Annotated in this window: 24 protein-coding genes; 16 read left to right on the top strand and 8 right to left on the bottom strand. The window is 59.1% G+C overall.

The window, feature by feature from the left end; genetic code table 11:
• The first annotated feature begins 24 nt into the window (after positions 1 to 24).
• Both SLH47_RS10295 and SLH47_RS10290 read left to right on the top strand, forming a co-directional pair.
• A complete protein-coding gene (locus tag SLH47_RS10295) occupies positions 25 to 762 on the top strand; it encodes an N-formylglutamate amidohydrolase (protein WP_320239405.1) in 738 nt (245 codons plus the stop codon).
• A 12-nt stretch (positions 763 to 774) separates the two neighbouring features.
• Complete coding sequence (locus SLH47_RS10290) at positions 775 to 1,068, top strand: DUF1244 domain-containing protein (protein ID WP_320239404.1); 294 nt, start codon at positions 775 to 777, stop codon at positions 1,066 to 1,068.
• A 73-nt stretch (positions 1,069 to 1,141) separates the two neighbouring features.
• Here the strand turns inward: SLH47_RS10290 and SLH47_RS10285 are convergent, their stop codons facing one another.
• Positions 1,142 to 1,525: a hypothetical protein gene (locus SLH47_RS10285; RefSeq protein WP_320239403.1), complete on the bottom strand. Its 384-nt coding sequence runs from the start codon at positions 1,523 to 1,525 to the stop codon at positions 1,142 to 1,144.
• 260 nt (positions 1,526 to 1,785) lie between these two features.
• On the opposite strand from SLH47_RS10285, the gene SLH47_RS10280 reads away from it, so the two are divergent.
• Both SLH47_RS10280 and SLH47_RS10275 read left to right on the top strand, forming a co-directional pair.
• The gene (locus SLH47_RS10280; protein ID WP_320239402.1) at positions 1,786 to 2,226 is read left to right on the top strand and encodes a TerB family tellurite resistance protein; all 441 of its coding nucleotides are present in this window, start codon (positions 1,786 to 1,788) and stop codon (positions 2,224 to 2,226) included.
• Positions 2,227 to 2,422: 196 nt separating this feature from the next.
• On the top strand, positions 2,423 to 4,447 hold the full coding sequence (locus SLH47_RS10275; RefSeq protein ID WP_320239401.1) for a PhoX family phosphatase: 2,025 nt from the start codon (positions 2,423 to 2,425) through the stop codon (positions 4,445 to 4,447).
• A 67-nt stretch (positions 4,448 to 4,514) separates the two neighbouring features.
• Here SLH47_RS10275 and SLH47_RS10270 read toward each other — a convergent pair whose 3' ends face one another.
• Positions 4,515 to 5,378 carry a D-amino-acid transaminase gene (locus SLH47_RS10270; RefSeq protein ID WP_320239400.1) on the bottom strand — a complete coding sequence of 288 codons (864 nt, stop codon included), beginning with the start codon at positions 5,376 to 5,378 and terminating at the stop codon, positions 4,515 to 4,517.
• A gap of 84 nt (positions 5,379 to 5,462) precedes the next feature.
• Between SLH47_RS10270 and SLH47_RS10265 the strand changes: the two genes are divergently transcribed.
• Entirely contained in the window at positions 5,463 to 5,672 is a 210-nt protein-coding gene (locus tag SLH47_RS10265) for a hypothetical protein (protein WP_320239399.1), read from the top strand.
• Here the strand turns inward: SLH47_RS10265 and dgcA are convergent.
• From dgcA to SLH47_RS10245, 4 genes are all read right to left on the bottom strand, one after another.
• Positions 5,669 to 6,625, bottom strand: coding sequence for an N-acetyl-D-Glu racemase DgcA (gene dgcA, locus SLH47_RS10260; protein ID WP_320239522.1), 957 nt, complete (start codon positions 6,623 to 6,625; stop codon positions 5,669 to 5,671). The genes SLH47_RS10265 and dgcA overlap by 4 nt on opposite strands.
• 52 nt (positions 6,626 to 6,677) lie before the next feature.
• Entirely contained in the window at positions 6,678 to 7,679 is a 1,002-nt protein-coding gene (gene dgcN / locus SLH47_RS10255) for an N-acetyltransferase DgcN (protein WP_320239398.1), read from the bottom strand.
• Between the two features lie 224 nt (positions 7,680 to 7,903).
• Positions 7,904 to 9,223 (bottom strand): ammonium transporter, encoded by a 1,320-nt coding sequence (locus tag SLH47_RS10250; RefSeq protein ID WP_320239397.1) that lies wholly within the window; start codon positions 9,221 to 9,223, stop codon positions 7,904 to 7,906.
• Between the two features lie 22 nt (positions 9,224 to 9,245).
• The gene (locus tag SLH47_RS10245) at positions 9,246 to 9,584 is read right to left on the bottom strand and encodes a P-II family nitrogen regulator (RefSeq protein ID WP_320239396.1); all 339 of its coding nucleotides are present in this window, start codon (positions 9,582 to 9,584) and stop codon (positions 9,246 to 9,248) included.
• A gap of 278 nt (positions 9,585 to 9,862) precedes the next feature.
• Here SLH47_RS10245 and SLH47_RS10240 point away from each other — a divergent pair, with 278 nt between their 5' ends.
• The gene (locus SLH47_RS10240) at positions 9,863 to 12,043 is read left to right on the top strand and encodes a PBP1A family penicillin-binding protein (protein WP_320239395.1); all 2,181 of its coding nucleotides are present in this window, start codon (positions 9,863 to 9,865) and stop codon (positions 12,041 to 12,043) included.
• Between the two features lie 9 nt (positions 12,044 to 12,052).
• Here SLH47_RS10240 and SLH47_RS10235 read toward each other — a convergent pair whose 3' ends face one another.
• The gene (locus SLH47_RS10235) at positions 12,053 to 12,403 is read right to left on the bottom strand and encodes a hypothetical protein (RefSeq protein ID WP_320239394.1); all 351 of its coding nucleotides are present in this window, start codon (positions 12,401 to 12,403) and stop codon (positions 12,053 to 12,055) included.
• A gap of 144 nt (positions 12,404 to 12,547) precedes the next feature.
• Between SLH47_RS10235 and SLH47_RS10230 the strand changes: the two genes are divergently transcribed.
• Genes SLH47_RS10230 through SLH47_RS10200 form a run of 7 tightly spaced genes read left to right on the top strand, consistent with a single transcriptional unit; the run spans position 12,548 to position 19,223 of the window.
• Positions 12,548 to 14,287 (top strand): type I secretion system permease/ATPase, encoded by a 1,740-nt coding sequence (locus tag SLH47_RS10230; protein ID WP_320239393.1) that lies wholly within the window; start codon positions 12,548 to 12,550, stop codon positions 14,285 to 14,287.
• The gene (locus tag SLH47_RS10225; protein WP_320239392.1) at positions 14,284 to 15,591 is read left to right on the top strand and encodes an HlyD family type I secretion periplasmic adaptor subunit; all 1,308 of its coding nucleotides are present in this window, start codon (positions 14,284 to 14,286) and stop codon (positions 15,589 to 15,591) included. Before SLH47_RS10230 ends, SLH47_RS10225 begins: the two co-directional genes overlap by 4 nt.
• A gap of 53 nt (positions 15,592 to 15,644) precedes the next feature.
• Complete coding sequence (locus tag SLH47_RS10220; RefSeq protein WP_320239391.1) at positions 15,645 to 16,115, top strand: RidA family protein; 471 nt, start codon at positions 15,645 to 15,647, stop codon at positions 16,113 to 16,115.
• The gene (locus SLH47_RS10215) at positions 16,112 to 16,864 is read left to right on the top strand and encodes a glycerophosphodiester phosphodiesterase family protein (protein WP_320239390.1); all 753 of its coding nucleotides are present in this window, start codon (positions 16,112 to 16,114) and stop codon (positions 16,862 to 16,864) included. The genes SLH47_RS10220 and SLH47_RS10215 overlap by 4 nt, the downstream gene beginning before the upstream one ends.
• A 31-nt stretch (positions 16,865 to 16,895) precedes the next feature.
• Positions 16,896 to 18,080, top strand: coding sequence for a GNAT family N-acetyltransferase (locus tag SLH47_RS10210; protein WP_320239389.1), 1,185 nt, complete (start codon positions 16,896 to 16,898; stop codon positions 18,078 to 18,080).
• A complete protein-coding gene (locus SLH47_RS10205; protein WP_320239388.1) occupies positions 18,077 to 18,376 on the top strand; it encodes a 4a-hydroxytetrahydrobiopterin dehydratase in 300 nt (99 codons plus the stop codon). Before SLH47_RS10210 ends, SLH47_RS10205 begins: the two co-directional genes overlap by 4 nt.
• 13 nt (positions 18,377 to 18,389) lie before the next feature.
• Positions 18,390 to 19,223 carry a mechanosensitive ion channel family protein gene (locus SLH47_RS10200; protein ID WP_320239387.1) on the top strand — a complete coding sequence of 278 codons (834 nt, stop codon included), beginning with the start codon at positions 18,390 to 18,392 and terminating at the stop codon, positions 19,221 to 19,223.
• A gap of 6 nt (positions 19,224 to 19,229) precedes the next feature.
• On the opposite strand, the gene SLH47_RS10195 is transcribed toward SLH47_RS10200, so the two are convergent.
• A complete protein-coding gene (locus SLH47_RS10195) occupies positions 19,230 to 19,721 on the bottom strand; it encodes a peroxiredoxin (RefSeq protein ID WP_320239386.1) in 492 nt (163 codons plus the stop codon).
• A gap of 93 nt (positions 19,722 to 19,814) precedes the next feature.
• Between SLH47_RS10195 and SLH47_RS10190 the strand changes: the two genes are divergently transcribed.
• From SLH47_RS10190 to SLH47_RS10180, 3 genes are read left to right on the top strand one after another with little or no spacing between them, the layout of a single operon-like run.
• Positions 19,815 to 21,029: an NAD(P)/FAD-dependent oxidoreductase gene (locus SLH47_RS10190; protein ID WP_320239385.1), complete on the top strand. Its 1,215-nt coding sequence runs from the start codon at positions 19,815 to 19,817 to the stop codon at positions 21,027 to 21,029.
• Positions 21,026 to 21,583, top strand: a complete 558-nt coding sequence (gene rsmD / locus SLH47_RS10185; RefSeq protein WP_320239384.1) for a 16S rRNA (guanine(966)-N(2))-methyltransferase RsmD — start codon at positions 21,026 to 21,028, stop codon at positions 21,581 to 21,583. The genes SLH47_RS10190 and rsmD overlap by 4 nt, the downstream gene beginning before the upstream one ends.
• A complete protein-coding gene (locus SLH47_RS10180) occupies positions 21,573 to 22,211 on the top strand; it encodes an HAD-IA family hydrolase (RefSeq protein WP_320239383.1) in 639 nt (212 codons plus the stop codon). The genes rsmD and SLH47_RS10180 overlap by 11 nt, the downstream gene beginning before the upstream one ends.
• The last annotated feature ends 3 nt before the right edge of the window (positions 22,212 to 22,214 follow it).

Below are 22,214 nucleotides of genomic sequence, written 5' to 3'. Positions count from 1 at the left end.
GCGGTGACAAAGGAATGACACTGCATGACCGACCAACCATTTGAAATCATAGGGGCAGATCGACCCGGGCGGTGGCTGATCGCTTGTGATCACGCCTCAAACCACATCCCCGATTGGGTGCATGGCGGTGATCTGGGCCTGCCGCCTGCCGATATGGGCCGTCACATCGCTTACGATATCGGCGCAGCCGGCGTGACACGGCATCTCGCCGACCTGATGGAGAGCCCCGCGATCCTGTCCCGTTTTTCCAGGCTGGTCTGTGACCCGAACCGGGGAGAGGATGATCCGACGATCATGATGCGGCTTTATGACGGCACCATTATCCCCGGCAACAAATACGCTGATGACGCCGAGAAAGAGGAGCGGTTGCGCCGTCTCTATCGCCCCTATCATGCGGCTTATGCAGATCTCGCCAACAAGATGGGATCACCTGCGATCTGCGCTGTACACAGCTTTACACCCCGCCTGCAAGGACGGCATCCAAGGCCCTGGGAGATTGGCATCCTCTACGCACATGACGACCGGCTGGCGCGACCGTTTATCGAGGCCTGCCGCGCCCAAGGCTGGTGCACGGGCGAAAACCAACCTTATGCCGGGCACCTGCCCGGCGACGCGGTTGACCGCCACGCCTTACAACATGGGCGGCCCAATGTGCTGATCGAATTGCGTCAGGACCTGATCGCGGATGCAGCAGGGCAAAGACTTTGGGCCGAACGATTGGCTCCTATATTGAATGACGTACTCGCCAATTCCGGCCTGTGAGGGAGAGAAAAGATGGACGACCAAACCCGTATCGAAATCGAAGCCGCCGCCTTTCGCCGCCTGCAAAAGCACCTGATGGAAGACCGCAAGGATGTGCAGAACATAGATATGATGAACCTCGCCGGGTTCTGCCGAAACTGCCTGAGCCAATGGTATCAGGAAGCCGCGAATGAACGCGGCATCGAGATGAGCAAGGATGAGGGGCGCGAGGCGTATTACGGGATGCCGTTTGCGGAATGGAAAGAGAAGTACCAGACCGAGGCAAGCGCCGAGGCCAAAGAGGCGTTCAAAACGTCGCATGGGTAAGGGCTAGTTTGCGGCACGAAGTCGGCATTGAAAGCACATACATCAATGACTGCTTTGTAGGTACTGATTGAAGTCAGACGTAATTTGCTTTGCTCACAAGCTGAATGAACTCCGGCCATGGCCCCAGCCAAGTTACACTCCCGGTTGGATCAACTGGGTCGCAGGAGAAAAAGCGCGGTTTGTCGGTTTCATCACAGAAGCCAAAATACCAGCCACCACCGTCGCTAGCAAATATTCTCCAAGTGGCAGGGTAACACTCAACCCTGATGGGCTCGTACTCTGCGATTTCTTTGGTTGACCAAAAGAAGATGTAGGCTTGGCCGATTTCTCCTCCGCAAGACTCGTACAGCCGATAAAACTCGTTAAGTTCAAATGCTTTCCCACAGTCTGGCCAAACAGGAGCCGCCAAGTTCGATGGCTCCCGCATGATCTTGTTGGGAAGCATATCAAAAGTCATTTCCGGGCAGACCCTTCGCCTTAATCCAGTAACGGTGTAACCGCGCTTCGCATGCTAGCGGCAACGTAGACTGTTTGAACAGTTTTTTAGGAAGGCGCACATTCACGCAGACCGTAGCATCCGTTTCTTTGGGCTCATATCTGCCATTGGTCACCCTGAATGTTTCGAGCCAAAGCTGTCTTGACAGGTTACAATTGCAATGGCCTCAGCACAGATGTCAGGTTAGCCTATCGCTAAGCGAGAACGACGGAGCCACTCACATGCTCGAACGCCTTACCGCCTTTTTCGGCAATCCGGCCGGATACAAGACGCCTTTGCCCGAAGCGGACGCACCGCATGCGCTGGGCGCACTCTTGGTGCGGGCCGCCAAAGCCGATGACGCGTATCTTTTTGAGGAGATCGTCGTCATCGACAAAATCCTTGCCAAGCGGCACGAGTTGAACCCGGTTGAGGCGGCAAAGATGCGTGCCGAATGCGAGGTTCTGGAAAAAGAAATCCCGCGAACATCAGAAATTGCCGCGATCCTCGAGCACGCGATCAGCACCGCCGAGAAGGAGGCCACTCTGCTTGCCTTATGGCAGGTCGCGTTGGTGGATGGCACAATCCACACCGAAGAAGACACGCTTCTTCACCGGATCGAGGAAGTTTTGGGCGTTCCGCCTGAACGCGCCCAAGCCTTGCAGGCACAAGCGCAAGGCTGACTTCAGGTTCGAAACGGGTGCTCACCGTGGCTCCCGCCGGACATATCCCGCACTGTGACGGTCAGCCGCATTATGCGGGTTGGGTCACCCTGTGCTATCGTTGTCATCTAACTTTTAAGAACGGGTACTAGCAGGTCGCCTAGAGCAGGTCCTGTTCAGCCTGCAAAGCTCAAACATCTAGGGGAGATCCAGAGACATGTCACGGCATGACATTATCCAGAGTTCGGAATACGGAAATAAGGCCGAAGCCTTTGAAGCCTTCGACGACATCCCAACCAACCCAAATCTTGGCAACACAATCGGTGATGTGATCCAACAACGCTATGGCCGTCGCGATGTGCTGCGCGGGGCATTGGGCGTCACTGCGACAACCGCATTGTTTGGTACGACGGCTTTGACCGCTCCCAACGCCGCCCGCGCGCAGTCGGCCGCTGATAGCCGATTTGTCTTTGACGAATTGCAGTGGGGTAATGACGTCAATCACCACATCGCCGACGGCTACAATGCAGATATCCTCGTGCGTTGGGGTGATCCGATCACAGCGGATGCGCCCGACTTCGACGTCATGAACCAAACCGCCGAAGCACAGTCCAAGCAGTTCGGCTACAACAACGACTATGTCGGCTTTGCCGAAATAGAACCCGGCCGCGGCATGCTCTGCGTCAACCACGAATACACCAATGAAGAGGTGATGTTCCCGGGCCTTGGCCGTCAGGACCGCGACGGTTTCCAAGGCATGACGAAGGAACTTGTCGATATCGAAATGGCCGCCCATGGTGGATCGGTCTTTGAGATCGTCAAAGGCAGTGACGGCAAGTGGGCGATCAACCGCGATAACCCGGCCAACCGCCGCATCACCGCCGAAACGCCGATCACCTTCGACGGCCCTGCTGCCGGTCACCCCCGTCTGCGCACATCCGCTGACCCTGCTGGCATGACCGTGCTGGGCACGATCAACAACTGTGCCGGTGGCATGACGCCTTGGGGCACATACCTGATGGCCGAGGAGAACTTCCACGGTTACTTCTGGTCTGACGTCGTTGATGCCGACGGTGACGTGGACGTGTCCGCCCAGCCCGAAGCAGCCTCGATGGAGCGTTATGGCGTTCCCGGTCGCTGGTACGCCTGGGGTCAGTACCATGACCGCTTCAACATCGACATTGAGCCGAATGAGCCCAACCGCTTTGGTTATGTCGTTGAAGTTGATCCGATGAACCCTGACGCGATGCCGATCAAGCACACGGCTCTGGGTCGCTTCCGTCACGAAGGTGCTGAGACGACCATCGCCTCAGATGGACGCCTGGTCATCTATTCGGGTGACGACAACCGCTTTGACTATCAGTACAAGTGGGTGTCGGCAGAAGCTGTGACCGAAGAGAACAGCCATTTCGGCTCGACCCTTTTGTCCGAAGGCACGCTCTACGTGGCACGCTTTGACCCGAATGGCACGATCCACTGGCTGCCGTTGGTCCATGGCCAAGGCCCACTGACCGCCGAGAACGGCTTTGAAAGCCAGGCTGATATCGCCATCGACACGCGTCTGGCCGCCGACCTTCTGGGTGCCACACCAATGGACCGCCCCGAAGACGCACAGCCACGCGGCGACGGGACAGCATATATCATGCTGACCAACAACTCGCGCCGCACGCCTGAGCAGGTCGATGCTGCAAACCCAAGGCCTGAATCGAACTTTGGCCACATCATCGAAATTAAGGAAGAAGGAGGAAACCACTCTGCCGAATTCGGCACATGGTCGATCCTTGTTCTTTGCGGTGATCCAACCATCGCCGAGGTGGGTGCGATGTGGAACCCGGAGACATCTGAGAATGGCTGGTTCGGCTCGCCCGACAACTGCGCCATCGACACATCGGGACGTCTTTGGATCTCAACCGACCAGGGCTCTGGCTGGGGTCGGACAGGCAAGTCGGATGGCCTCTATTCGCTGGAAACCGAAGGTGATCTGCGGGGCCACTCAAAGCTCTTCTTCCGCTGCCCGGTCGGTGGTGAGCTTTGCGGGCCTTACTTTGCCGATGAGGACAAAGCACTGTTCCTTGCCGTGCAGCACCCCGGCACCGACGGCACAGGTGATTTCCCCGGATTTGAGCGTGCGTCGACCTTCGAAGACCCAGCCACCCGCTGGCCCGATTTCGATGACAACATGCCACCACGGCCCTCTGTCGTTGTGGTCACCAAGGAGGACGGTGGCGAGATCGCCGTCTAAGTCCCGCACCAGAATTGAGAAGGCCCCGATCCGCATCGGGGCCTTTTTTTATGGATATTGCGAGGCTTCAGACAGCGGCCTTGCGGCTCTCATCCAGATAAATCTCGCGCAGCCGGGTCGCTACAGGGCCCGGCGCGCCTGCACCGATAGCAGCGCCGTCAATTTCGATCACGGGCATCACGAAAGTGCTGGCCGAGGTGATGAAAGCCTCATCCGCCTCTTGCGCTTCGGCAATCGTAAAGCTGCGCTCTTCGACCTTCATCTGCGCCTCGCGGGCAAAGCGGAGGACGGCCGCGCGCGTAATGCCGTGCAGGATCTCATTGCCCAGATGGCGCGTGATGATCGTGTTGTTCTTGATGATGTAAGCATTGTTGGATGTGCCTTCGGTGACTGCGCCATCCTCGACCATCCAAGCGTCATCGGCACCGGCAGCCTTGGCCATCATCTTGCCCATTGAAGGGAAGAGAAGCTGGACTGTCTTGATATCCCGCCGCGCCCAGCGCTGGTCTTCGATGGAGATGACTTTGATGCCCTTCTTGGCTGCCGGGCTGTCGGCCAGGCCCGGCTTGTTCTGCGTAAAAAGAACGACGGTCGGTTCGGTTGTCTCCGGATCAGGAAACACAAAATCCCGATCATCCGGCGCGCCACGCGTGATCTGTAGATAGACCATCCCTTCTTCCACACCATTAAGGCGCACCAGTTCGCGGTGGATATCGAGAAGTTCCGGAAGACACGCAGGCTGCGGCATGTTGAGTTCGCTGAGCGACCGCTCAAGGCGTTTGGCGTGCCCCGCAAAGTCGATCAGCTTGCCGTCCAGCACCGATGTCACCTCATAAACGCCATCTGCCATCAGGAACCCCCGGTCAAAGACCGAGATTTTGGCGTCATTTTCCGGCACGTAATCGCCGTTGACATAGACGGTGCGGGTCATTGGTAGGCTCCCTTTCGTGTTTCTTTGTTCCTTGCTGGTTTATTTATGTGGGTCAAGCAAATGAAAGCATGATAACGATCAACCATGCGTCGTTTTGCTGTCATCCGCGTTCCCACATCAGGTCCACCCGCATTGGTCGCACAACCGAATGTTTTTGACAGTCAGGACAGCGCCGATGCGCGCATCGCCGAAATTGAGGCCCGCCAGTTGATGACGCATCACACATATCTCGACACAGTCGCATTTGAAGGACCGCTCATGGCAGCAATGCAATCGCGCGGTATCAGTGTTTAGCCCCAAAGTGCGGCGGCGGGCGGATGCACGCCATGTTCATCGTATAAAAGCGGTGTGTCCCGGTCTTCGGCCAATAGGAGCGGGGCGTCAAGGTCCGTGAATGCCACACCTTGCGCAAGGATCGTGGCGGGCGCCATGGCAAGGGATGAGCCGACCATACAGCCAACCATGATCCCATAGCCTTCGGTGATCGCGGCCGCTTTTAGCGCGAGCGCCTCGGTCAGGCCACCCGCCTTGTCGAGCTTGACATTGACCATGTCGTATTTGCCTTTCAAATTGGGCAGGCTGGCGCGGTCATGGCAGCTTTCATCGGCGCAAACGGGCAAGGGCCGCGCGACCTCGGCCAGCATATCGTCATCATCTGCAGGGAGCGGCTGTTCGACCATCTGCACGTCCAATCGGATCAGGTGCGGGGCAAGTTCGGCGTAGACTTCGGCGGTCCATCCTTCATTCGCATCAATGATGATCGGGGTATCGGGGGCGCCACGGCGCACGGCCTCCAGCCGCGCCATGTCGTCGGGCGTGCCCAGCTTAACCTTCAGCAAGGCGCGCTTTGCGTTCAGGGCGGCTTGCGCCTCCATCTTCTCAGGCGTGTCGAGTGACAGGGTGTAGGCGGTAAATTCGGGCGCGGGCTTTGGCAGCCCCAATAGATCCCAGACGCGACACCCGGCCTTCTTGGCCTCAAGATCCCACAAGGCGCAATCGACCGCATTGCGGGCCGCCCCAGCCGGTAACAGGTCTGGCAGGCTTTGGCGGGTGATGTCGCTAGGCAAACTCCTAATCTGCGCAGTCACGCTCTCCAGCGTCTCACCATAGCGGGCATAGGGCACGCATTCCCCGCGCCCCAGACCATCGAGCGTCACGCTCAACACCCGCGCTTCGTTGCGCGACCCCCGGCTGATCGTAAAGGCCTGCGCCAGCCGGAAAACGTCGTGCGTCACCTCAATCTGCATGCGGGCACCTTGCTTCTCATGTTCAAAAATACCTCCGCCGGAGGCATAAAAGTCATAGCGCTGGCAGCGCATCAACCAGACGGCCCGCGCCCTGACGGAAGGGATCAATTGTCGGCAGGCCCATGCACGTCTCAACCTCCGCCATGTAAACCAGCGCCTCATCCTCGGCCAAATGATGGGTGTTGATCGAGATGCCAACGACCTCGCAGGCCGGGTTGGCCACGCGGGCGAGTGGCAGGGCCGTATCTCGCAGGGCCTCAAGGCTGGGCAGGTCGTAATCCGGCAGGCCGCGCATATGGGTGCGCGTGGGCTCATGCGCGAGGATCAGCGCGTCAGGCTGGCCACCATGGATCAGCGCCATTGTCACCCCGGAATAGGAAACGTGGAACAGGCTGCCCTGCCCTTCGATATGATCCCAATGATCCGGGTCATTGTCCGGCGTCAGATACTCGACGGCCCCTGCCATGAAATCGGCAATCACCGCGTCCAAAGGCACACCACCACCGGTGATCAGGATCCCGGTCTGCCCGGTCGGACGAAAGGTAGATTTCATGCCCCTGCGCCGCATCTCGGTATCCATCGCAAGGCCGGTATACATCTTGCCCACCGAACAATCCGTGCCCACCGCGAGACAGCGTTTGCCCCTGCGTTTCTTGCCATTGGCAATTGGATAGGCGACCGAGGGGATGCGCACATCAAAAAGGCTGCGGCCATTGACGCGCGCCGCGGCAACAAGCTCATCCTCGTCTCGCAAGAGGTTGTGTAGCCCCGAGGCGATATCAAATCCCATCTTCAAGGCCTCGACCAGGACATCCTTCCACGCCTGCGAGATCACACCCCCGCGATTGGCCACACCGATCACCAGCGTCTGTGCACCGGCGGCGCGCGCCTCTTCCAATGTCAGATCGTGAATGCCCAGATCCGCGCCACAGCCCTTGAAGCGAAACTGCCCCACCGCATTCTCCGGGCGCCAATCCTTGATCCCTTGCGCCACTTTCGCAGCAAGCTGATCCGGCGCGTCACCGAGGAACAGAAGATAAGGTGTCTGGATCATGACAAAGCTCCAATCGCGCTGGGAATACATCTACGAGAGACAATATGAACGATGTTGGCGCAATTTCTTCGCAGAATGGGCCATACACTCGCTATCTTGCGACAGGTTATTGCAACATTGCCTGTAATCGCGGCAGATGTTGCAATGCGACGCGCCCCTGTCTTAAACGAAAAAACCCGGGCGTATCTGCCCGGGTTTGTCTTGCAGAACTGACTGGAAGGAAATCAGCCCTTTGCAAATTCAGGATAGGCTTCCATCCCAAGCTCTGACACGTCGAGCCCGTCAAGCTCGGCCTGTTCAGAGACACGGATGCCCATCACACCTTTCAGGATGATCCAGACCACGAGGCTGACGACAAAGGTGAAGCCACCGATGGCGACGAAGCCGATGAACTGCGTCACGAAGTTGGCGTCAGCGGCGTAGACCGGCACAACGATTGTGCCCCAAAAGCCAGCGATCATGTGGACCGAGATGGCACCAACCACGTCGTCGATCTTCAGCTTGTCCAGGAATGGCACCGCGAAGACCACGATGATACCACCGACTGCACCAATCCAGAGCGCGCCGAAGAGGCTTGGCTCAAGCGGGCTGGCTGTGATCGACACGAGGCCTGCCAGCGCACCGTTCAGCACCATGGTCAGGTCAGGCTTGCGGTACATCACATTGGTCATAATCAGTGCTGCAATCGCACCAGAGGCTGCGGCCATGTTCGTGTTGGCAAAGATGCGGCCCACATCGGTGATGTCGCCAACGGTACCCGCGGCAAGCTGCGAACCACCGTTAAAGCCGAACCAACCCAGCCACAGGATGAATGTACCCAGCGTAGCAAGGGCGAGGTTTGAACCCGGCATCGGGATGACCTGACCGTCCTTGTACTTGCCGATCCGGGCACCCAGGATGATCGCACCTGCAAGCGCTGCGAAACCACCGGCTGCGTGCACAACAGTCGAACCAGCGAAGTCATAGAAGCCCATTTCAGACAACCAACCGCCGCCCCACTGCCAGGAGGCACCGATGGGATAGATCAGACCAGTCAGGATCACGACGAAGATCAGGAAGGGCCAAAGCTTGATCCGCTCAGCCAATGTACCGGACACGATGGATGCCGTCGTTGCACAGAACATCAACTGAAAGAAGAAGTCCGACGCAACAGAGGCATAATCAAGTGCCGCATCGCCAGCAGCAAGACCAACAGGCTCCAGCGAGGTTGGTGCGAAGGTGCCGAACCAGCCGGGTACGATCCAGGCATCGCCTGGATACATCAGGTTGAAGCCGACGAGCCAGTACATGATGGCCGACAGCGAATAGAGTGCGATGTTCTTGGTCAACTGTGTTGTGACGTTCTTGGACCGGACCAGGCCAGCCTCAAGCATCGCAAAACCGGCGGCCATCCAGAACACCAGAAAGCCGCCCACAAGGAACAGCAAGGTGGTCATGATATAGGGGCCGATCTCGTCAAAGCCGGGCGCGGCGTCCTGCGCCAGCGCGAATGTCGGCAGCAGCGTCAGCGCCGCCCCGACCGATAGAAGTTTGGTAAATTTCATGACTTTGTCCCTCATTACGCGATCACAGCGCGTCATCATTGATCTCGCCCGTGCGCACGCGCATCGCGCTTTCGACGTCGAGTACGAAAATCTTGCCGTCGCCGATCTTCTCGGTCTTGGCGGTGGTGGCGATGGTTGAGACCACTTGCTCGGCCATGCTGTCTTGCACCACGATCTCTAGTTTGACCTTGGGCACAAAGTTCACGGCATATTCAGCGCCCCGGTAAATCTCGGTATGGCCTGATTGTGAGCCAAAGCCCTTGATTTCCGACACCATCATGCCGCGCACACCCACGGTGGTCAGCGCTTCGCGCACCTCCTCGAGCTTGAACGGCTTGATTGTTGCAATGATGAGTTTCACGTTCTTCCCCTTGCAATTTCCTTGCGGGCCCCGGTTTTTGGACCGGCGCGCGCTTGCCCACGATGACAAAGCGTGCACCTGCGGAGTCGGCAAGCTTGCGGCCTGCCCTTCGTCACGTGAAACGGGGTGCATTTGCACAATTTTTGCACAAATTATCCCAATCGCCTCATTTATAAGCAGATTAAAAAGACGGATATCCGCGCATGTCAGCGCTCTACATTTGCATCCGCCTCCACTATGATCGCAGAAAACAAGCAACCCAGTCAGTCGAGCGGAACATGAGTGGAAACGGCAAAAAGCGGTCACCTTTGGTGGCCGAACGGCGCTATCCTGCGGGCAATGGCGGGAAACCGGGGCCTAAGAAAAAGGCGGCCAAACCCGCAGCGCGCAAGGCGCCGCGTCGCAAAACTGCGCCAAAGCCCGCGCGACCGAAGGGTTTGCTGGGCTGGATTCTTCTGCCCTTTCGCTGGATTTTGCGCCTTGTCTGGGCGTTCAGTTGGCGCATTGGGCTGATCACAGCACTCATCATCGCAGGATTTTCGTTTTACTTTGCCGCACAGATGCCCGCGATCACCGATTTGGTGGATCAGCGCACACGGGGCTCCGTCACCATGACGGACCTCACGGGTGAGGTCTTCGCCTGGCGAGGCGACCAGTTCGGCGGCATGATCACAACTGACACGATTTCCCCGCATCTGCGCAACGCGGTCGTCGCGACCGAGGATAAACGCTTCTATCGCCATCTCGGCATTTCCCCGCGCGGCATCGCCTCGGCCATCCGGATCAATCTGCGCGAAGGGCGCGGGCCTCTGTCCGGTCACGGCGGCTCGACTATCACGCAGCAGACCGCAAAGCTTCTGTGCCTCGGCGTGCCGTACGACCAGAACGCATGGGAATCAGAAGCCGCCTATGAACGCGATTGCCGCCGCACCACCCTGTGGCGCAAGGCACGCGAAGCTGTTTATGCGCTGGGGATGGAAATCGCCTATACCAAGGACGAAATCCTCACGATCTACCTCAACCGCTCGTATCTGGGAGCGGGCAGCCGTGGTTTTGAGGCCGCCGCCCAAAGGTACTTTGGCGTGTCGGCCAATCAGGTGAACCCCGCACAAGCCGCGATGCTCGCGGGCCTTTTGACCGCGCCGTCGACCAACGCGCCGACACGCAACCTTGAACGTGCGCAGAACCGTGCCGCGCTGGTGCTGGGGCTGATGGAAGATCAAGGCTACCTCACAGCTTCCCAGGCCGATGATGCTCGCGCAAACCCGGCGACTTTGTCGGAGCAAGCCGCCCAGCAATCGGGTGGGTTCTTTGCGGATTGGGTGATGGAAAGCGGACCGGAATTCTTCACCCGCAGCACAACCGAAGACGTGATCATCCGCACCACGTTGGACCAGGACATCCAGAAAGCGGCAGAAGAGGCGCTGCTGACCGTCTTTGAACGTGACGTCCGCGAAGGGTCAGAGGCGCAGGCCGCCATCGTTGTGATGTCTGCCGATGGCGCCGTCCGCGCAATGGTAGGTGGCCGCAACATCAGCGCCACGGGTGCGTTCAACCGCGCGACGCAAGCGCTGCGTCAAACCGGATCTGCATTCAAGCCATTCATCTATGCCACGGCGCTTGACCTTGACGTGTCGCCCTACGCAATGATCGAAGACGCGCCAACCTGCTGGCAACGGCGCGGATCACCCGAATGGTGCCCACAAAACTATGACCGTACGTTCAAGGGCCCCGTCACGATGATCCAGGCGCTGGCCGAGAGCCGCAACATCCCCGCGATCCTGTTGTCCGAAGACGTAGGGCGCGAGCTTGTCCGCAATGTCGCGAATGGTTTCGGCCTGCAGGGTGATCTGGCCGCCGGTCCCGCGCTGGCGCTAGGTGTTTCGGAAAGCACGCTTTTGAACATGACCAGCGCCTATGCCGGTATTCTGAATGGCGGCTCAGCTGTCGAACCGTACGGGCTGACCGATCTGCGTATTCAGGGCGATCCGGAATCGCTAATGGATGCGCAGGATGCCGGCATTCGCGAACGGATCATCCGCACCGATGCCGCGCGGCAACTCACGTGGATGATGACCAAGGTGGTCGAGGAAGGCACTGGGCGGCGCGCGCGCATTGACGGCTGGCAGATTGCGGGCAAATCCGGCACCACCAATTCGTCACGCGATGCATGGTTTATCGGCTTTACCGGCGACTATGTGACGGGTGTCTGGATGGGCTACGACGACAACCGCCCGCTATCCGGCGTAACCGGCGGCGGCCTGCCCGCAACGATCTGGCAGGAGACGATGGTGCGTGTGCTTGATGGCAGACAACCTACCCCGCTGCCGATGACGGTACCGCAAGAGCCGCTGAGTGCCGGCGTCCTGGAAAGTACAGGCGGTGTGATTGCGGATGGCGCGATCCTGAACCTGCTTGAGAACATCATCAGTGAATCGGATGCTCTAGTGGGGCAGTGATGGGAGCCGCTAAAGCTCACCCTCTTCGCAGCGCTCGTACCGAAACGCGTAACCGTCCCAGATCATGTAGATGCCGGTCTTTTCCGCGTCATGCATGATCATCGCCCGCTCGGTCCAGGTTTCACCCTCGCCGGAGCATTCCATGTGATAGATCGTGGCGTTCATGTCATTGATATCGACCGGCCGCGCCATGCGGCATTCAACCTCAACACCATAAAAGATGCTTTCCTCGATCTTCAGCGAACCGCCATCGGCGCCGACAAGCGAGCATTCGGAATTCACGGTTTGCTTATAGACCCCGTCATAGGGCCCTGCCGTCACGGCAAGAGGCAACAAAAGGAAGAAGGGCAGGCAGCGCATCTTGCGATCATTGCGAGAATTGATGCGTGCAATCAATCCTTTATGAAAAATCGCCCAGATGCGTGCGGGATTTTGACAACAACTATTCACCTTTGACGAATATGGTATAGCAGACGCACATGACGCAAGAATGGGCATATCTTGATGGCTGATGACCTGACCAGCCAGGGCAAAGCGGAACTGGTCGCCGCCCGCCGCGAAAGCCGCAACCTTTACTGGGCGGTGGGCATTTTCAGCTTTTTCGTCAACATGCTGATGCTGACCGGTCCTCTTTATATGCTCAACGTCTACGATCGCGTGCTGAGTTCGCGGTCATTTGAGACGCTGGTCACGCTCTCGGTCCTTGTGGCGTTTCTATATGGCATGATGGGTATCCTCGATTTCGTGCGCGGACGGGTGATGGCGCGGGTCGGCGCGCGCTTTCAGGCGCGGCTGGATCGGCGGGTTTTTGGTGCGGTCTTGCGCGCCACGACGCTCAACCGCGCCCCGAAAGAGGCGGCGACGGGCCTGCGCGATCTTGAAGCGGTGCAGCGCCTGATCACATCACCAGCGCTCATGGCGCTCTTTGATCTACCCTGGGCGCCACTCTTCTTTTTCGGGATCTTCGTGTTCCACACTTATCTGGGCCTCCTGGCCGTGGCCGGCGCGTTCATTCTGGTCGCTGTCGCGATCTTCAATCAACTCAACACACGCCAGCCGCTTGAAAAGGCGAATGCGGCAACCTTTGCCTCCGAGCAACTCGGCAGCCAAATCCGCAATGAAAGCGAGATGGTGCATTCGCTGGGCATGCGCAATGCTGCCTTTGACCGCTGGCAGGTGGCGCGCGGCGCATCGCTTGACGCGACCATTGGCGCGGCGGACGCGGCCGGATCCTACACGGCTGGCACCAAATCGTTCCGGCTTTTTCTGCAATCGGCAATGCTGGGGTTGGGGGCTTACCTGGTTTTGATGGGAGAGTTGTCGCCCGGTGCGATGATCGCAGGCTCCATTCTTTTGGGCCGCGCGCTTGCGCCGCTGGAACTGATCGTTGGTCAGTGGCCTGCCTTTCAGAAAGGGCGCGAGGGCTGGCAAAGGCTGAGCGTGCTTTTGGGCGCAATCCCAGAAGATCAGCCGCGCACGCAACTGCCGGTGCCAAAGGCGCGGCTGCTGGCCGATCAGGTCACCGTGGTGCCACCGGGTGAAAAGCAGGCATCGCTACGCATGATAAGCTTCAAGATCGAGCCGGGCCAGGCTGTAGGCGTGATCGGCACATCGGGTGCGGGCAAATCGACGTTAGCGCGGGTGTTGACAGGTGTCTGGCAACCGGCAGGCGGCAAAATCCGACTGGATGGTGCGGCACTCGATCAATACGACCCGGATGTGCTGGGCCAGCATATCGGTTATCTGCCGCAGCGCGTGCAGCTTTTTGACGGCACCATCAAGGAAAACATCGCGCGGATGTCGATGACGCCTGACGATGCGGAGGTAGTGAAGGCTGCCCAAAAGGCAGCTGCGCATGAGATGATCCTGAAGCTGCCCGATGGCTATGACACGCGCGTGACCGCCAACACCGGGCGGCTGTCTGGCGGACAAATCCAGCGGATCGGGCTGGCGCGCGCAATGTATGGCAACCCCGTGGTGCTGGTGCTGGATGAGCCAAATTCGAACCTCGATAACGACGGCTCGATCGCCCTGAACAAAGCGATCCGAACGCTCAAGGAAGAAGGCAAAATTGTCTTCATCATGGCGCATCGCCCGGCGGCCATTCAGGAATGCGACACGCTTCTTGTGATCGAAAACGGCGCCCGTCGTGCATTTGGCCCCAAGGATGAGGTGCTGGCCGAAATGGTCAAGAACCACGATCAGATCAAACGCAGCGCAGGCAAGGCCGGAGGTGTGTCATGAGCGATGATGGCAGCAAGGAACGCTGGTCGGTCAGCCGGCACATGGTCATCGGCCTGGTCACGCTGGGTATTCTAGTGGGCGGTTTCGGCTTTTGGTCCGTCACGGCACAAATCACCGGCGCGGTAATCACATCCGGTCAGGTCGAAGTTGATCGCAACCGGCAGATCGTCCAGCACCCCGATGGCGGCGTTGTCGAGGAAATCCTCGTCGATGAGGGTGACGCGGTCGAGGCCGGTGACCTTTTGATCCGTCTGGATGCGACCGTGTTGCAATCGGAACTCGCCGTCGTCGAGGGACAGCTTTTTGAAATCCTCGCCCGCCGTGCGCGTCTGGAAGCGGAACGCGATGATACCGACGCGCTGACCTTCAGCCCCATCCTGCTTGAGGCGACCAATCCGGATGTCCCTGATCTGATCGCGGGGCAGGAGCGGCTGTTTCAGGCGCGGCTGGAAACCAACCGACGGTCGACAGAACAGCTCAGCCAGCAACGCGCCCAGATCGCCAGCCAGCTTGAGGGGATCGCGGCACAGCAAACCGCCATCAACACGCAACGGGCCTTGATCGAACAGGAACTCACCGATCAGCAAAGGCTGCTCGACCGGGGCCTCGCCCAAGCTAGCCGGGTGTTGTCACTGCAACGGGAAGAGGCTGATCTTTTGGGTCGCGTGGGTGAGTTGACCTCACAAGCGGCCCAGGCCGCTGAGCGGATGACGGAGATTGAGATCGAAATCCTCGGCCTCTCCTCAACCCGCCGGGAAGAGGCGATTACCCAATTGCGCGATCTGCAATTCAACGAATTGGAACTCGCAGAGAAGCGCCGCACCCTGACGCGACAGTTGGAGCGGTTAGATATCCGCGCACCCGTCTCCGGCATTGTTTACAGCATGCAGGTCTTTGCGCCCCAATCGGTAATCCGGCCCGCCGATCCGGTGCTTTATCTGATCCCGCAGGACCGCCCCCTTGTGATTGCGACGCAGGTCCAGGTCATCGATGTAGATCAGATCTTTGTCGGGCAGGACGTCACGTTGCGCCTGTCGGCGCTGGATCAGCGCCGCACGCCGGAACTGAAAGGCAAGGTCACGCTGGTCTCAGCAGATGCCTTTCAGAACGAACAGACGGGCCTTTCGTTTTACCGCGCAGAAGTACAGTTGAACGATGGCGAGATGGAGCGCCTGCCCGCTGACATGACCTTGATCCCCGGTATGCCGGTCGACGCATTCGTGCGCACGGCGGACCGGACACCCATGAACTACCTTCTCAAACCACTGGCCGATTACTTCGTGCGCGCCTTCCGCGAGACTTGATTGCACCCAGGTGAAAGGCCCGCTAGCGTCCGCCCGAAACCAGGGAGGATGCGATGTCTGCGATCGAAGCGAAACTGGCCGAATTGGGTGTGACCCTTCCCGATGTAGGCCATGCACCCAAGGCGGCCGGCAACTATCTGCCTTTCGTCACCGTGGGGGACATGGTCTATGTGTCTGGGCAGATCAGCCAGGACGACAATGGCCCGGTGAAAGGTGTCGTCGGCGCGGATTTCACGCTCGAGCAAGGGGCGGATGCCGCGAAGCTTTGCGCGATTTCGCTGCTGACGCAGCTCAAGGTGGCGTGCGATGGCGACATCGACCGTCTGGCGAGGGTCGTGAAGCTGACGGGTTTCGTCAACTCTACCCCTGATTTCACGGACCAGCCAAAGGTGATCAACGGGGCATCCGATTTCCTTGTGGCCGCTTTGGGTGACAAAGGCCGCCATGCCCGTGCGGCCGTCAGTGCGGCCAGCCTGCCCTTGGGTGTCGCGGTTGAGATTGAGGCGATTTTTCAGATCAAATGACTCTGCCAGAATCGTTCTTTGCCCGGCCCATCGCCCATCGCGCCTTACATGACCGCAAGGCGGGCCGGGTGGAAAACAGCCTCGCCTCGATTAAGGCGGCGATTGATGCGGGCTACGGGATTGAAATTGACGTGCAACTTTCCAGCGATGGTCACGCGATGGTGTTTCACGACGACGTGCTTGATCGGCTGACAGGCGCAACCGGCCCGGTCCGCGCGCGAAGCCGCGACGACCTCGCTGCAATTCCTCTGAAAGATGATGCAGGCACGATCCCTACTCTGGAGACGGTGCTTGAGACGATCGCGGGACAGGTGCCGCTTCTGATTGAAATCAAGGATCAGGATGGCGCAATGGGTCCTGATATTGGACCGTTGGAAGAGGCCACTTGTCAGGCGCTTCGGGATTACCAAGGCGACGCCGCCTTGATGTCATTCAACCCGCACAGCGTTGCCGCCTGTGCGCAGTTTGCACCGGACATCCCGCGCGGTCTCGTCACCTCCAGCTACAAGCCACAATTCTGGCCAAAGGTCCCGCGGGATGTGCGGGAGACACTGCGCGACATCCCAGACTATGATCGCGTCGGCGCGTGCTTTATCAGCCACGAGGCAAACGACCTCGACCGGCCCCGCGTGGCGGAACTCAAGGCACAAGGCGCGCATATCCTCTGCTGGACCATCCGCTCGGCCAAACAAGAGGCGGAGGCGCGCCGCATCGCCGATAATGTGACCTTTGAGGGCTATCTGGCTTGACGGGGCGGCGCCTTCGCCCAAGTTGCAAGGCATGAAGGACACGCCCATCGAAATCACGGCCCATCCGTCGATCAACGCGATTGATCCAGGGGAATGGGATGCATGTGCCTGCCCGGAAGCGGCAGAGGGGCGACCGAACGACCCTTTCACGACCCATCGGTTCCTCAAAGCGCTGGAAGACAGCAAATCAGTTGGTCCGGGCAGCGGCTGGCAACCGCAATATCTGACTGCAAGTCAGGACGGGCAGATGATCGCCGCCGCCCCTCTTTACGCCAAGGGACATTCTCAGGGTGAATACATCTTCGATCACAACTGGGCTCATGCTTATGAGAATGCGGGCGGGCGCTATTACCCGAAACTGCAGATTGCCGTCCCCTTCACGCCAGCGACAGGGCGGCGGTTTCTGACGCGTCCGGGCTATGAGATCACCGGCATGTCCGCCCTGATCCAGGGCGCGGTCGAGATTGCGGCGAGCAATGAGCTTTCATCTCTCCACGCCACCTTCTGCACCGAAGCTGAGGCGCTGGCAGGCGGCGAAATGGGCCTGCTCACCCGCACCTCGCAGCAGTTCCACTGGGTCAATGACAACTATGCCGATTTCGACGCCTTCATGGCCTCGCTCGCCAGCCGCAAACGCAAGAACCTGCGCAAAGAACGCCAGCAGGCGAACGGCTTCGGTGGCGACATCATCGAACTGACCGGCGACCAGATCCAGCCTGAACACTGGGACGCGTTCTGGATTTTCTATCAGGACACCGGCAGCCGCAAATGGGGCACACCATACCTCACCCGCAAGTTCTTCGACATCGCGCATGAGACCTTGCGTGACGACATGCTGATGGTGCTGGCGCTCCGGGATGGGCGGCCTGTGGCTGGCGCGCTGAATTTCATCGGGCGCGACACGCTTTTCGGTCGCTATTGGGGCTGCACCGAACATCACCCCTGCCTGCATTTCGAACTCTGCTACTACCGCGCCATCGACTTTGCGATCCAGCACGGGCTGGACAAGGTCGAGGCGGGCGCGCAAGGCGAGCACAAGCTCGCGCGTGGCTATCTGCCCGTCGCCACCCATTCGTTACACTGGTTCGGCGACCCAGGCTTTCGCGATGCGGTCGCCCGCTACTTGGAGGCCGAGAAAGACGCCATCGATCATGAGATCGAGGTGCTGACCAGCTACGGCCCCTTCCGCAAAACCGACATGGAGGATCACCAATGACCGACAAACTGACCGACGCCGAACGCGGCGAACAGATCACGCCACTCCTTGAAAGTGGTTGGGCCATGGTTGATGGCCGCGATGCCATCCACAAAACCTTTGTCTTCAAGAACTTTGTCGAAGCATTCGGCTTTATGACTCGCGCCGCGATCTGGGCCGAAAAATGGAACCACCATCCCGAATGGTCCAATGTCTACAAAACTGTCGAGGTTACCTTGACGACCCATGACGCAGATGGCCTAAGCGCGCTTGACGCCAAACTGGGCGCAAAGCTGGACGCACTCGCCGGGGGATAACGTGCAAGAGTTGATGAATACCGTGATCTGGGATGGGCGCACCGTCGCAGAGATTCTGACGATTGAGTTTCTGGCCTCTGCCGTGGGCAGTGTGCTGGCCGCGATTGCGATCATCATCGTGGGCTTCGTCATCGGAGGCTGGATCCGGCGCAGGCTCGTCTCGCTCGGCGGCAAGCATGCGCATCTGGACATCACGCTCTTCAACTTCCTCGGCAATGTCGCGCGCTATGTCATCATCGGCTTTGCGTTCCTCTTTGTGCTCAATACGTTCGGGGTGCAGACAACCTCGGTCGTCGCGGTCATTGGTGCCGCGGGTCTCGCCATCGGTCTGGCCCTGCAGGGCACGCTGTCCAATGTGGCCGCCGGGGTCATGATCGTGTTTTTCCGGCCCATCAGGATCGGCGATTTTGTCGAGGTCAGCGGACAGATGGGCACGGTGAAGCAGATCACGTTGAACTTTATCGAGCTTGCTTCGGTCAGCAATGTGCAGATCATCATCCCCAACGCGCAGGTCTGGGGCAACACGATCGTCAACTATTCAAGCTATGATACCCGCCGGGCCGAATGGACCTTTGGGGTGGGTTACGGCGCCAATCTGAAACTGGCTGAAGACACGATCCGCGCCACGATCATGGCTGATCCACGCGCTAAGACAGAGCCTGCGCCGTTCATTCAGGTGAACAATTTGGGCGACAGCTCTGTCGATTTCCTCGTGCGGGTCTGGTGTGACAGTGCCGATTTCTTCGGCTTTCAGACCGATATGAAACGGCAGGTCAAAGAGGCACTGGATGACGCGGGCGTCGAGATACCCTTCCCGACGCGCACTGTCATTCAGGTGCAGGAGTAGGGGCGCTTAGCCCATCGCCTCTAGAAGCGTCTCACCCGCCGAAATCTCGCATTCGCCGGGATTCGTCTCGGCATTCAGGATCTTCACAACGCCGTTTTCGACCAGCATCGAATAGCGCTTGGAGCGGTTGACGAAACCAACTGGTGGCGCGCTGAAATTCATGCCAATCGCCGTGGTGAACTGGCTTTCCGCATCGGCAAGCATGGTGATGCCCGTCTCAATCGCACGGGTGCTGTCGCCCCAGGCCTTCATCACGAACGGGTCGTTCACGGCGACGCAGATAATCTCATCCACGCCCTTTTCCTTGAAGTCGTCAAACGTGATCATAAAGCTTGGCACATGGGCCGTCGAACATGTCCCCGTATATGCGCCGGGCAATCCAAAGATCACCACCTTGCGGTCTTTCAGCTTGTCAGCAAGCGCGACTTGTTGCGGTCCGTCTTCCGCCATCTGCAACAGCGTCGCCTCTGGCAGAGTGTCACCGGTCTTGATTGTCATGAACATAGCCCCTGTTCGGAATTGTATCCTTTGAGCCTTCCCATATAGAGTGCCGCAAAACAAGAGGCCTCGCAAAGCAAAGGGATGTCACCCATGACCCACGTTGTCGTCGTTGGCGCCGGACAGGCGGGTGCATCGCTTGTGGCCAAGCTGCGGGCTGACGGGTTTGACGGCAGGGTCACATTGATCGGGGCAGAGCCCGTGCCGCCCTATCAGCGCCCGCCGCTGTCCAAGGCTTATTTGCTTGGGGAAATGGCCGAGGAGCGCCTTTATCTGCGGCCAGCCACCTTCTACGCCGACAACGACATTTCCTTGCGGCTGGACACGCGTGTTGCTGGCATTGATGCGGGGGCGAAGGCGGTTCTGCTCGATACCGATGAGCGATTGATCTACGATGAACTGGTGCTGACTGTCGGCGCCAATCCGCGCATGTTACCCGACGCGATTGGTGGCGGCCTGAAGGGCGTGTTCGCGGTCCGCGATCTGGCAGACGCGGATGCGATGGCACCGGCCTTTGCGCCGGGCAAACGCGTGCTGATCATCGGGGGGGGGTATATCGGGCTGGAGGCCGCCGCCGTCGCCGCCAAGCGCGGATTGCAGGTCACTTTGGTCGAGATGGCGGACCGTATTTTGCAACGTGTCGCGGCCCCTGAAACCTCCGACTATTTCCGCGCCCTGCATGAGCGGCATGGCGTGACGATCCGCGAGGGCGTTGGTCTTGAGCGTCTGTTGGGCGAAGAACACGTGACCGGTGCGAAGTTGACTGACGGGACGGAGATCGCCATCGACTTTGCCGTTGTCGGGGTCGGCATCACGCCCGCAATGGCACTTGCCGAAAGCGCCGGGCTGACGGTGGAGAACGGGATCGTGACGGACGCGCAGGGCCGCACCTCTGATCGGCATATCTGGGCGGCAGGCGATTGCGCGACCTGCCAGTTTGACGGCCAGACGATCCGCCTCGAAAGCGTCGGCAACGCAATTGATCAGGCCGAGGCCGTCGCGGCCAATATTATGGGTGCTGACAAACCTTACATGCCCAAGCCATGGTTCTGGTCGGATCAGTATGATTGCAAGTTGCAGATTGCGGGACTGAACCTTGGTTACACAGATGTATATGTCCGCAAAGGGACCGAACCTGACGTGCAATCGCATTGGTACTACCGCGACAACACTTTGCTGGCTGTCGATGCGATGAACGACCCGCGCAACTACATGATTGGCAAACGTCTGATTGAGGCCGGGCGTAGCCCTGATCCCGCAGCGATCACCGATCCAGCCACAGACATGAAAGCTCTGCTGAAACCTTGAGGATCATTGGTGGCACCCATCGTGGCAGCGCCCTGGCCTCGGTTGGCAAAGGCGATGTGGCCGCGCATCTGCGCCCCACCTCTGACCGGGTACGCGAAAGCCTGTTCAACATCCTGCAAGGTGGCCGCTTTGGTGACCCGATCAGCGGTGCGCGGGCGCTGGACCTGTTTGCAGGGACAGGCGCGTTGGGACTAGAGGCACTTTCTCGTGGGGCGGCGCATGTTACCTTTGTTGATAGCGGGCGGGTGGCCCAAAAACTCATTCGAGAAAACATCGGCAAGTTAGGTCGGCAGGCTGACACGACATTGCTTCAGACCGACATCACTCGCCTACCACTCGGTGCACCTTGCCAACTCATCTTTCTGGACCCGCCATATGGGCAGGGCCTGGGCATCAAAGCCCTCACCACGGCGCGAGCACAGGGGTGGATCGCCCCGGATGCGTTGATCGTCTGGGAAGAAAACACCGCCCAACCTGCCCCTGACGGATTTACCAGCCTCGATCATCGCCGCTATGGCGACACGTGGATCAGCTTCCTGCGCCATGACGCGTAAGCTTGTGATCTTTGACTGCGACGGCGTGCTTGTGGATACAGAGATGGCCACGAATACAATCATAGCTGAAAACCTTCAACGCCACGGTCTGTCCATCATGCCGGACGAGGCGCATACACTCTTTGCAGGCGGGACGATGAAATCTGCCGGGGAGGAGGCCACACGCCGCGGCGCCACATTACCTGATAATTGGTTGAGCGAGATCTACGCCCAAGTTTTCAGCCGGCTGCGGCAAGGGGTGGATGTGATTGACGGGGTCTGGGAGTTGCTAGAATTGCTTGCGGATTGCCAAATCGCCATCGCATCGAACGGGCCAATGGAGAAGATGGCCATCACGCTCAAGCCGTCGGGTCTTTGGGATCATTTTGCGGGGCGCATCTATTCCGGCCACGATCATGGGCCAAAGCCCGCCCCAGATATGCTGTTCAAAATCATGCAGGACGCAGGTGTCACAGCTGCAGAAACAATCATGATCGACGACATGCCGTCTGGTTGCCGGGCGGCGCAAGCGGCAGGCATCCGGTGTTTTGGTTATGTGGCGGACGGTGATCCAACGCGGATTGCCGGCACGGGCGCCATCCCAGTGCAGTCCCTTTCGGCAATTGCCAGCGCATTGGATTTGCGCTGAAGG

Origin of the sequence: Cognatiyoonia sp. IB215182 (genome assembly GCF_033963905.1) — a bacterium.
GTDB lineage: Bacteria > Pseudomonadota > Alphaproteobacteria > Rhodobacterales > Rhodobacteraceae > Yoonia.
The sequence above is the reverse complement of the archived record's forward strand: the minus strand, read 5'-3'. Positions and strand labels throughout refer to the sequence as shown.

What these genes read in the sequence shown, in the direction of transcription:
- SLH47_RS10215 (WP_320239390.1), top strand. Translation starts at nt 16,112, where the DNA reads ATGACTCTGCCAGAATCGTTCTTTGCCCGGCCCATCGCCCATCGCGCC.
- SLH47_RS10285 (WP_320239403.1), bottom strand. Translation starts at nt 1,525, where the DNA reads ATGACTTTTGATATGCTTCCCAACAAGATCATGCGGGAGCCATCGAAC.
- SLH47_RS10200 (WP_320239387.1), top strand. Translation starts at nt 18,390, where the DNA reads ATGAATACCGTGATCTGGGATGGGCGCACCGTCGCAGAGATTCTGACG.
- SLH47_RS10205 (WP_320239388.1), top strand. Translation starts at nt 18,077, where the DNA reads ATGACCGACAAACTGACCGACGCCGAACGCGGCGAACAGATCACGCCA.
- SLH47_RS10235 (WP_320239394.1), bottom strand. Translation starts at nt 12,403, where the DNA reads ATGCGCTGCCTGCCCTTCTTCCTTTTGTTGCCTCTTGCCGTGACGGCA.
- SLH47_RS10230 (WP_320239393.1), top strand. Translation starts at nt 12,548, where the DNA reads ATGGCTGATGACCTGACCAGCCAGGGCAAAGCGGAACTGGTCGCCGCC.
- SLH47_RS10210 (WP_320239389.1), top strand. Translation starts at nt 16,896, where the DNA reads ATGAAGGACACGCCCATCGAAATCACGGCCCATCCGTCGATCAACGCG.
- SLH47_RS10180 (WP_320239383.1), top strand. Translation starts at nt 21,573, where the DNA reads ATGACGCGTAAGCTTGTGATCTTTGACTGCGACGGCGTGCTTGTGGAT.
- dgcN (WP_320239398.1), bottom strand. Translation starts at nt 7,679, where the DNA reads ATGATCCAGACACCTTATCTTCTGTTCCTCGGTGACGCGCCGGATCAG.
- SLH47_RS10280 (WP_320239402.1), top strand. Translation starts at nt 1,786, where the DNA reads ATGCTCGAACGCCTTACCGCCTTTTTCGGCAATCCGGCCGGATACAAG.
- SLH47_RS10290 (WP_320239404.1), top strand. Translation starts at nt 775, where the DNA reads ATGGACGACCAAACCCGTATCGAAATCGAAGCCGCCGCCTTTCGCCGC.
- SLH47_RS10250 (WP_320239397.1), bottom strand. Translation starts at nt 9,223, where the DNA reads ATGAAATTTACCAAACTTCTATCGGTCGGGGCGGCGCTGACGCTGCTG.
- SLH47_RS10275 (WP_320239401.1), top strand. Translation starts at nt 2,423, where the DNA reads ATGTCACGGCATGACATTATCCAGAGTTCGGAATACGGAAATAAGGCC.
- SLH47_RS10195 (WP_320239386.1), bottom strand. Translation starts at nt 19,721, where the DNA reads ATGACAATCAAGACCGGTGACACTCTGCCAGAGGCGACGCTGTTGCAG.
- SLH47_RS10295 (WP_320239405.1), top strand. Translation starts at nt 25, where the DNA reads ATGACCGACCAACCATTTGAAATCATAGGGGCAGATCGACCCGGGCGG.
- SLH47_RS10220 (WP_320239391.1), top strand. Translation starts at nt 15,645, where the DNA reads ATGTCTGCGATCGAAGCGAAACTGGCCGAATTGGGTGTGACCCTTCCC.
- dgcA (WP_320239522.1), bottom strand. Translation starts at nt 6,625, where the DNA reads ATGCAGATTGAGGTGACGCACGACGTTTTCCGGCTGGCGCAGGCCTTT.
- SLH47_RS10240 (WP_320239395.1), top strand. Translation starts at nt 9,863, where the DNA reads ATGAGTGGAAACGGCAAAAAGCGGTCACCTTTGGTGGCCGAACGGCGC.
- SLH47_RS10265 (WP_320239399.1), top strand. Translation starts at nt 5,463, where the DNA reads ATGCGTCGTTTTGCTGTCATCCGCGTTCCCACATCAGGTCCACCCGCA.
- SLH47_RS10225 (WP_320239392.1), top strand. Translation starts at nt 14,284, where the DNA reads ATGAGCGATGATGGCAGCAAGGAACGCTGGTCGGTCAGCCGGCACATG.
- SLH47_RS10270 (WP_320239400.1), bottom strand. Translation starts at nt 5,378, where the DNA reads ATGACCCGCACCGTCTATGTCAACGGCGATTACGTGCCGGAAAATGAC.
- SLH47_RS10190 (WP_320239385.1), top strand. Translation starts at nt 19,815, where the DNA reads ATGACCCACGTTGTCGTCGTTGGCGCCGGACAGGCGGGTGCATCGCTT.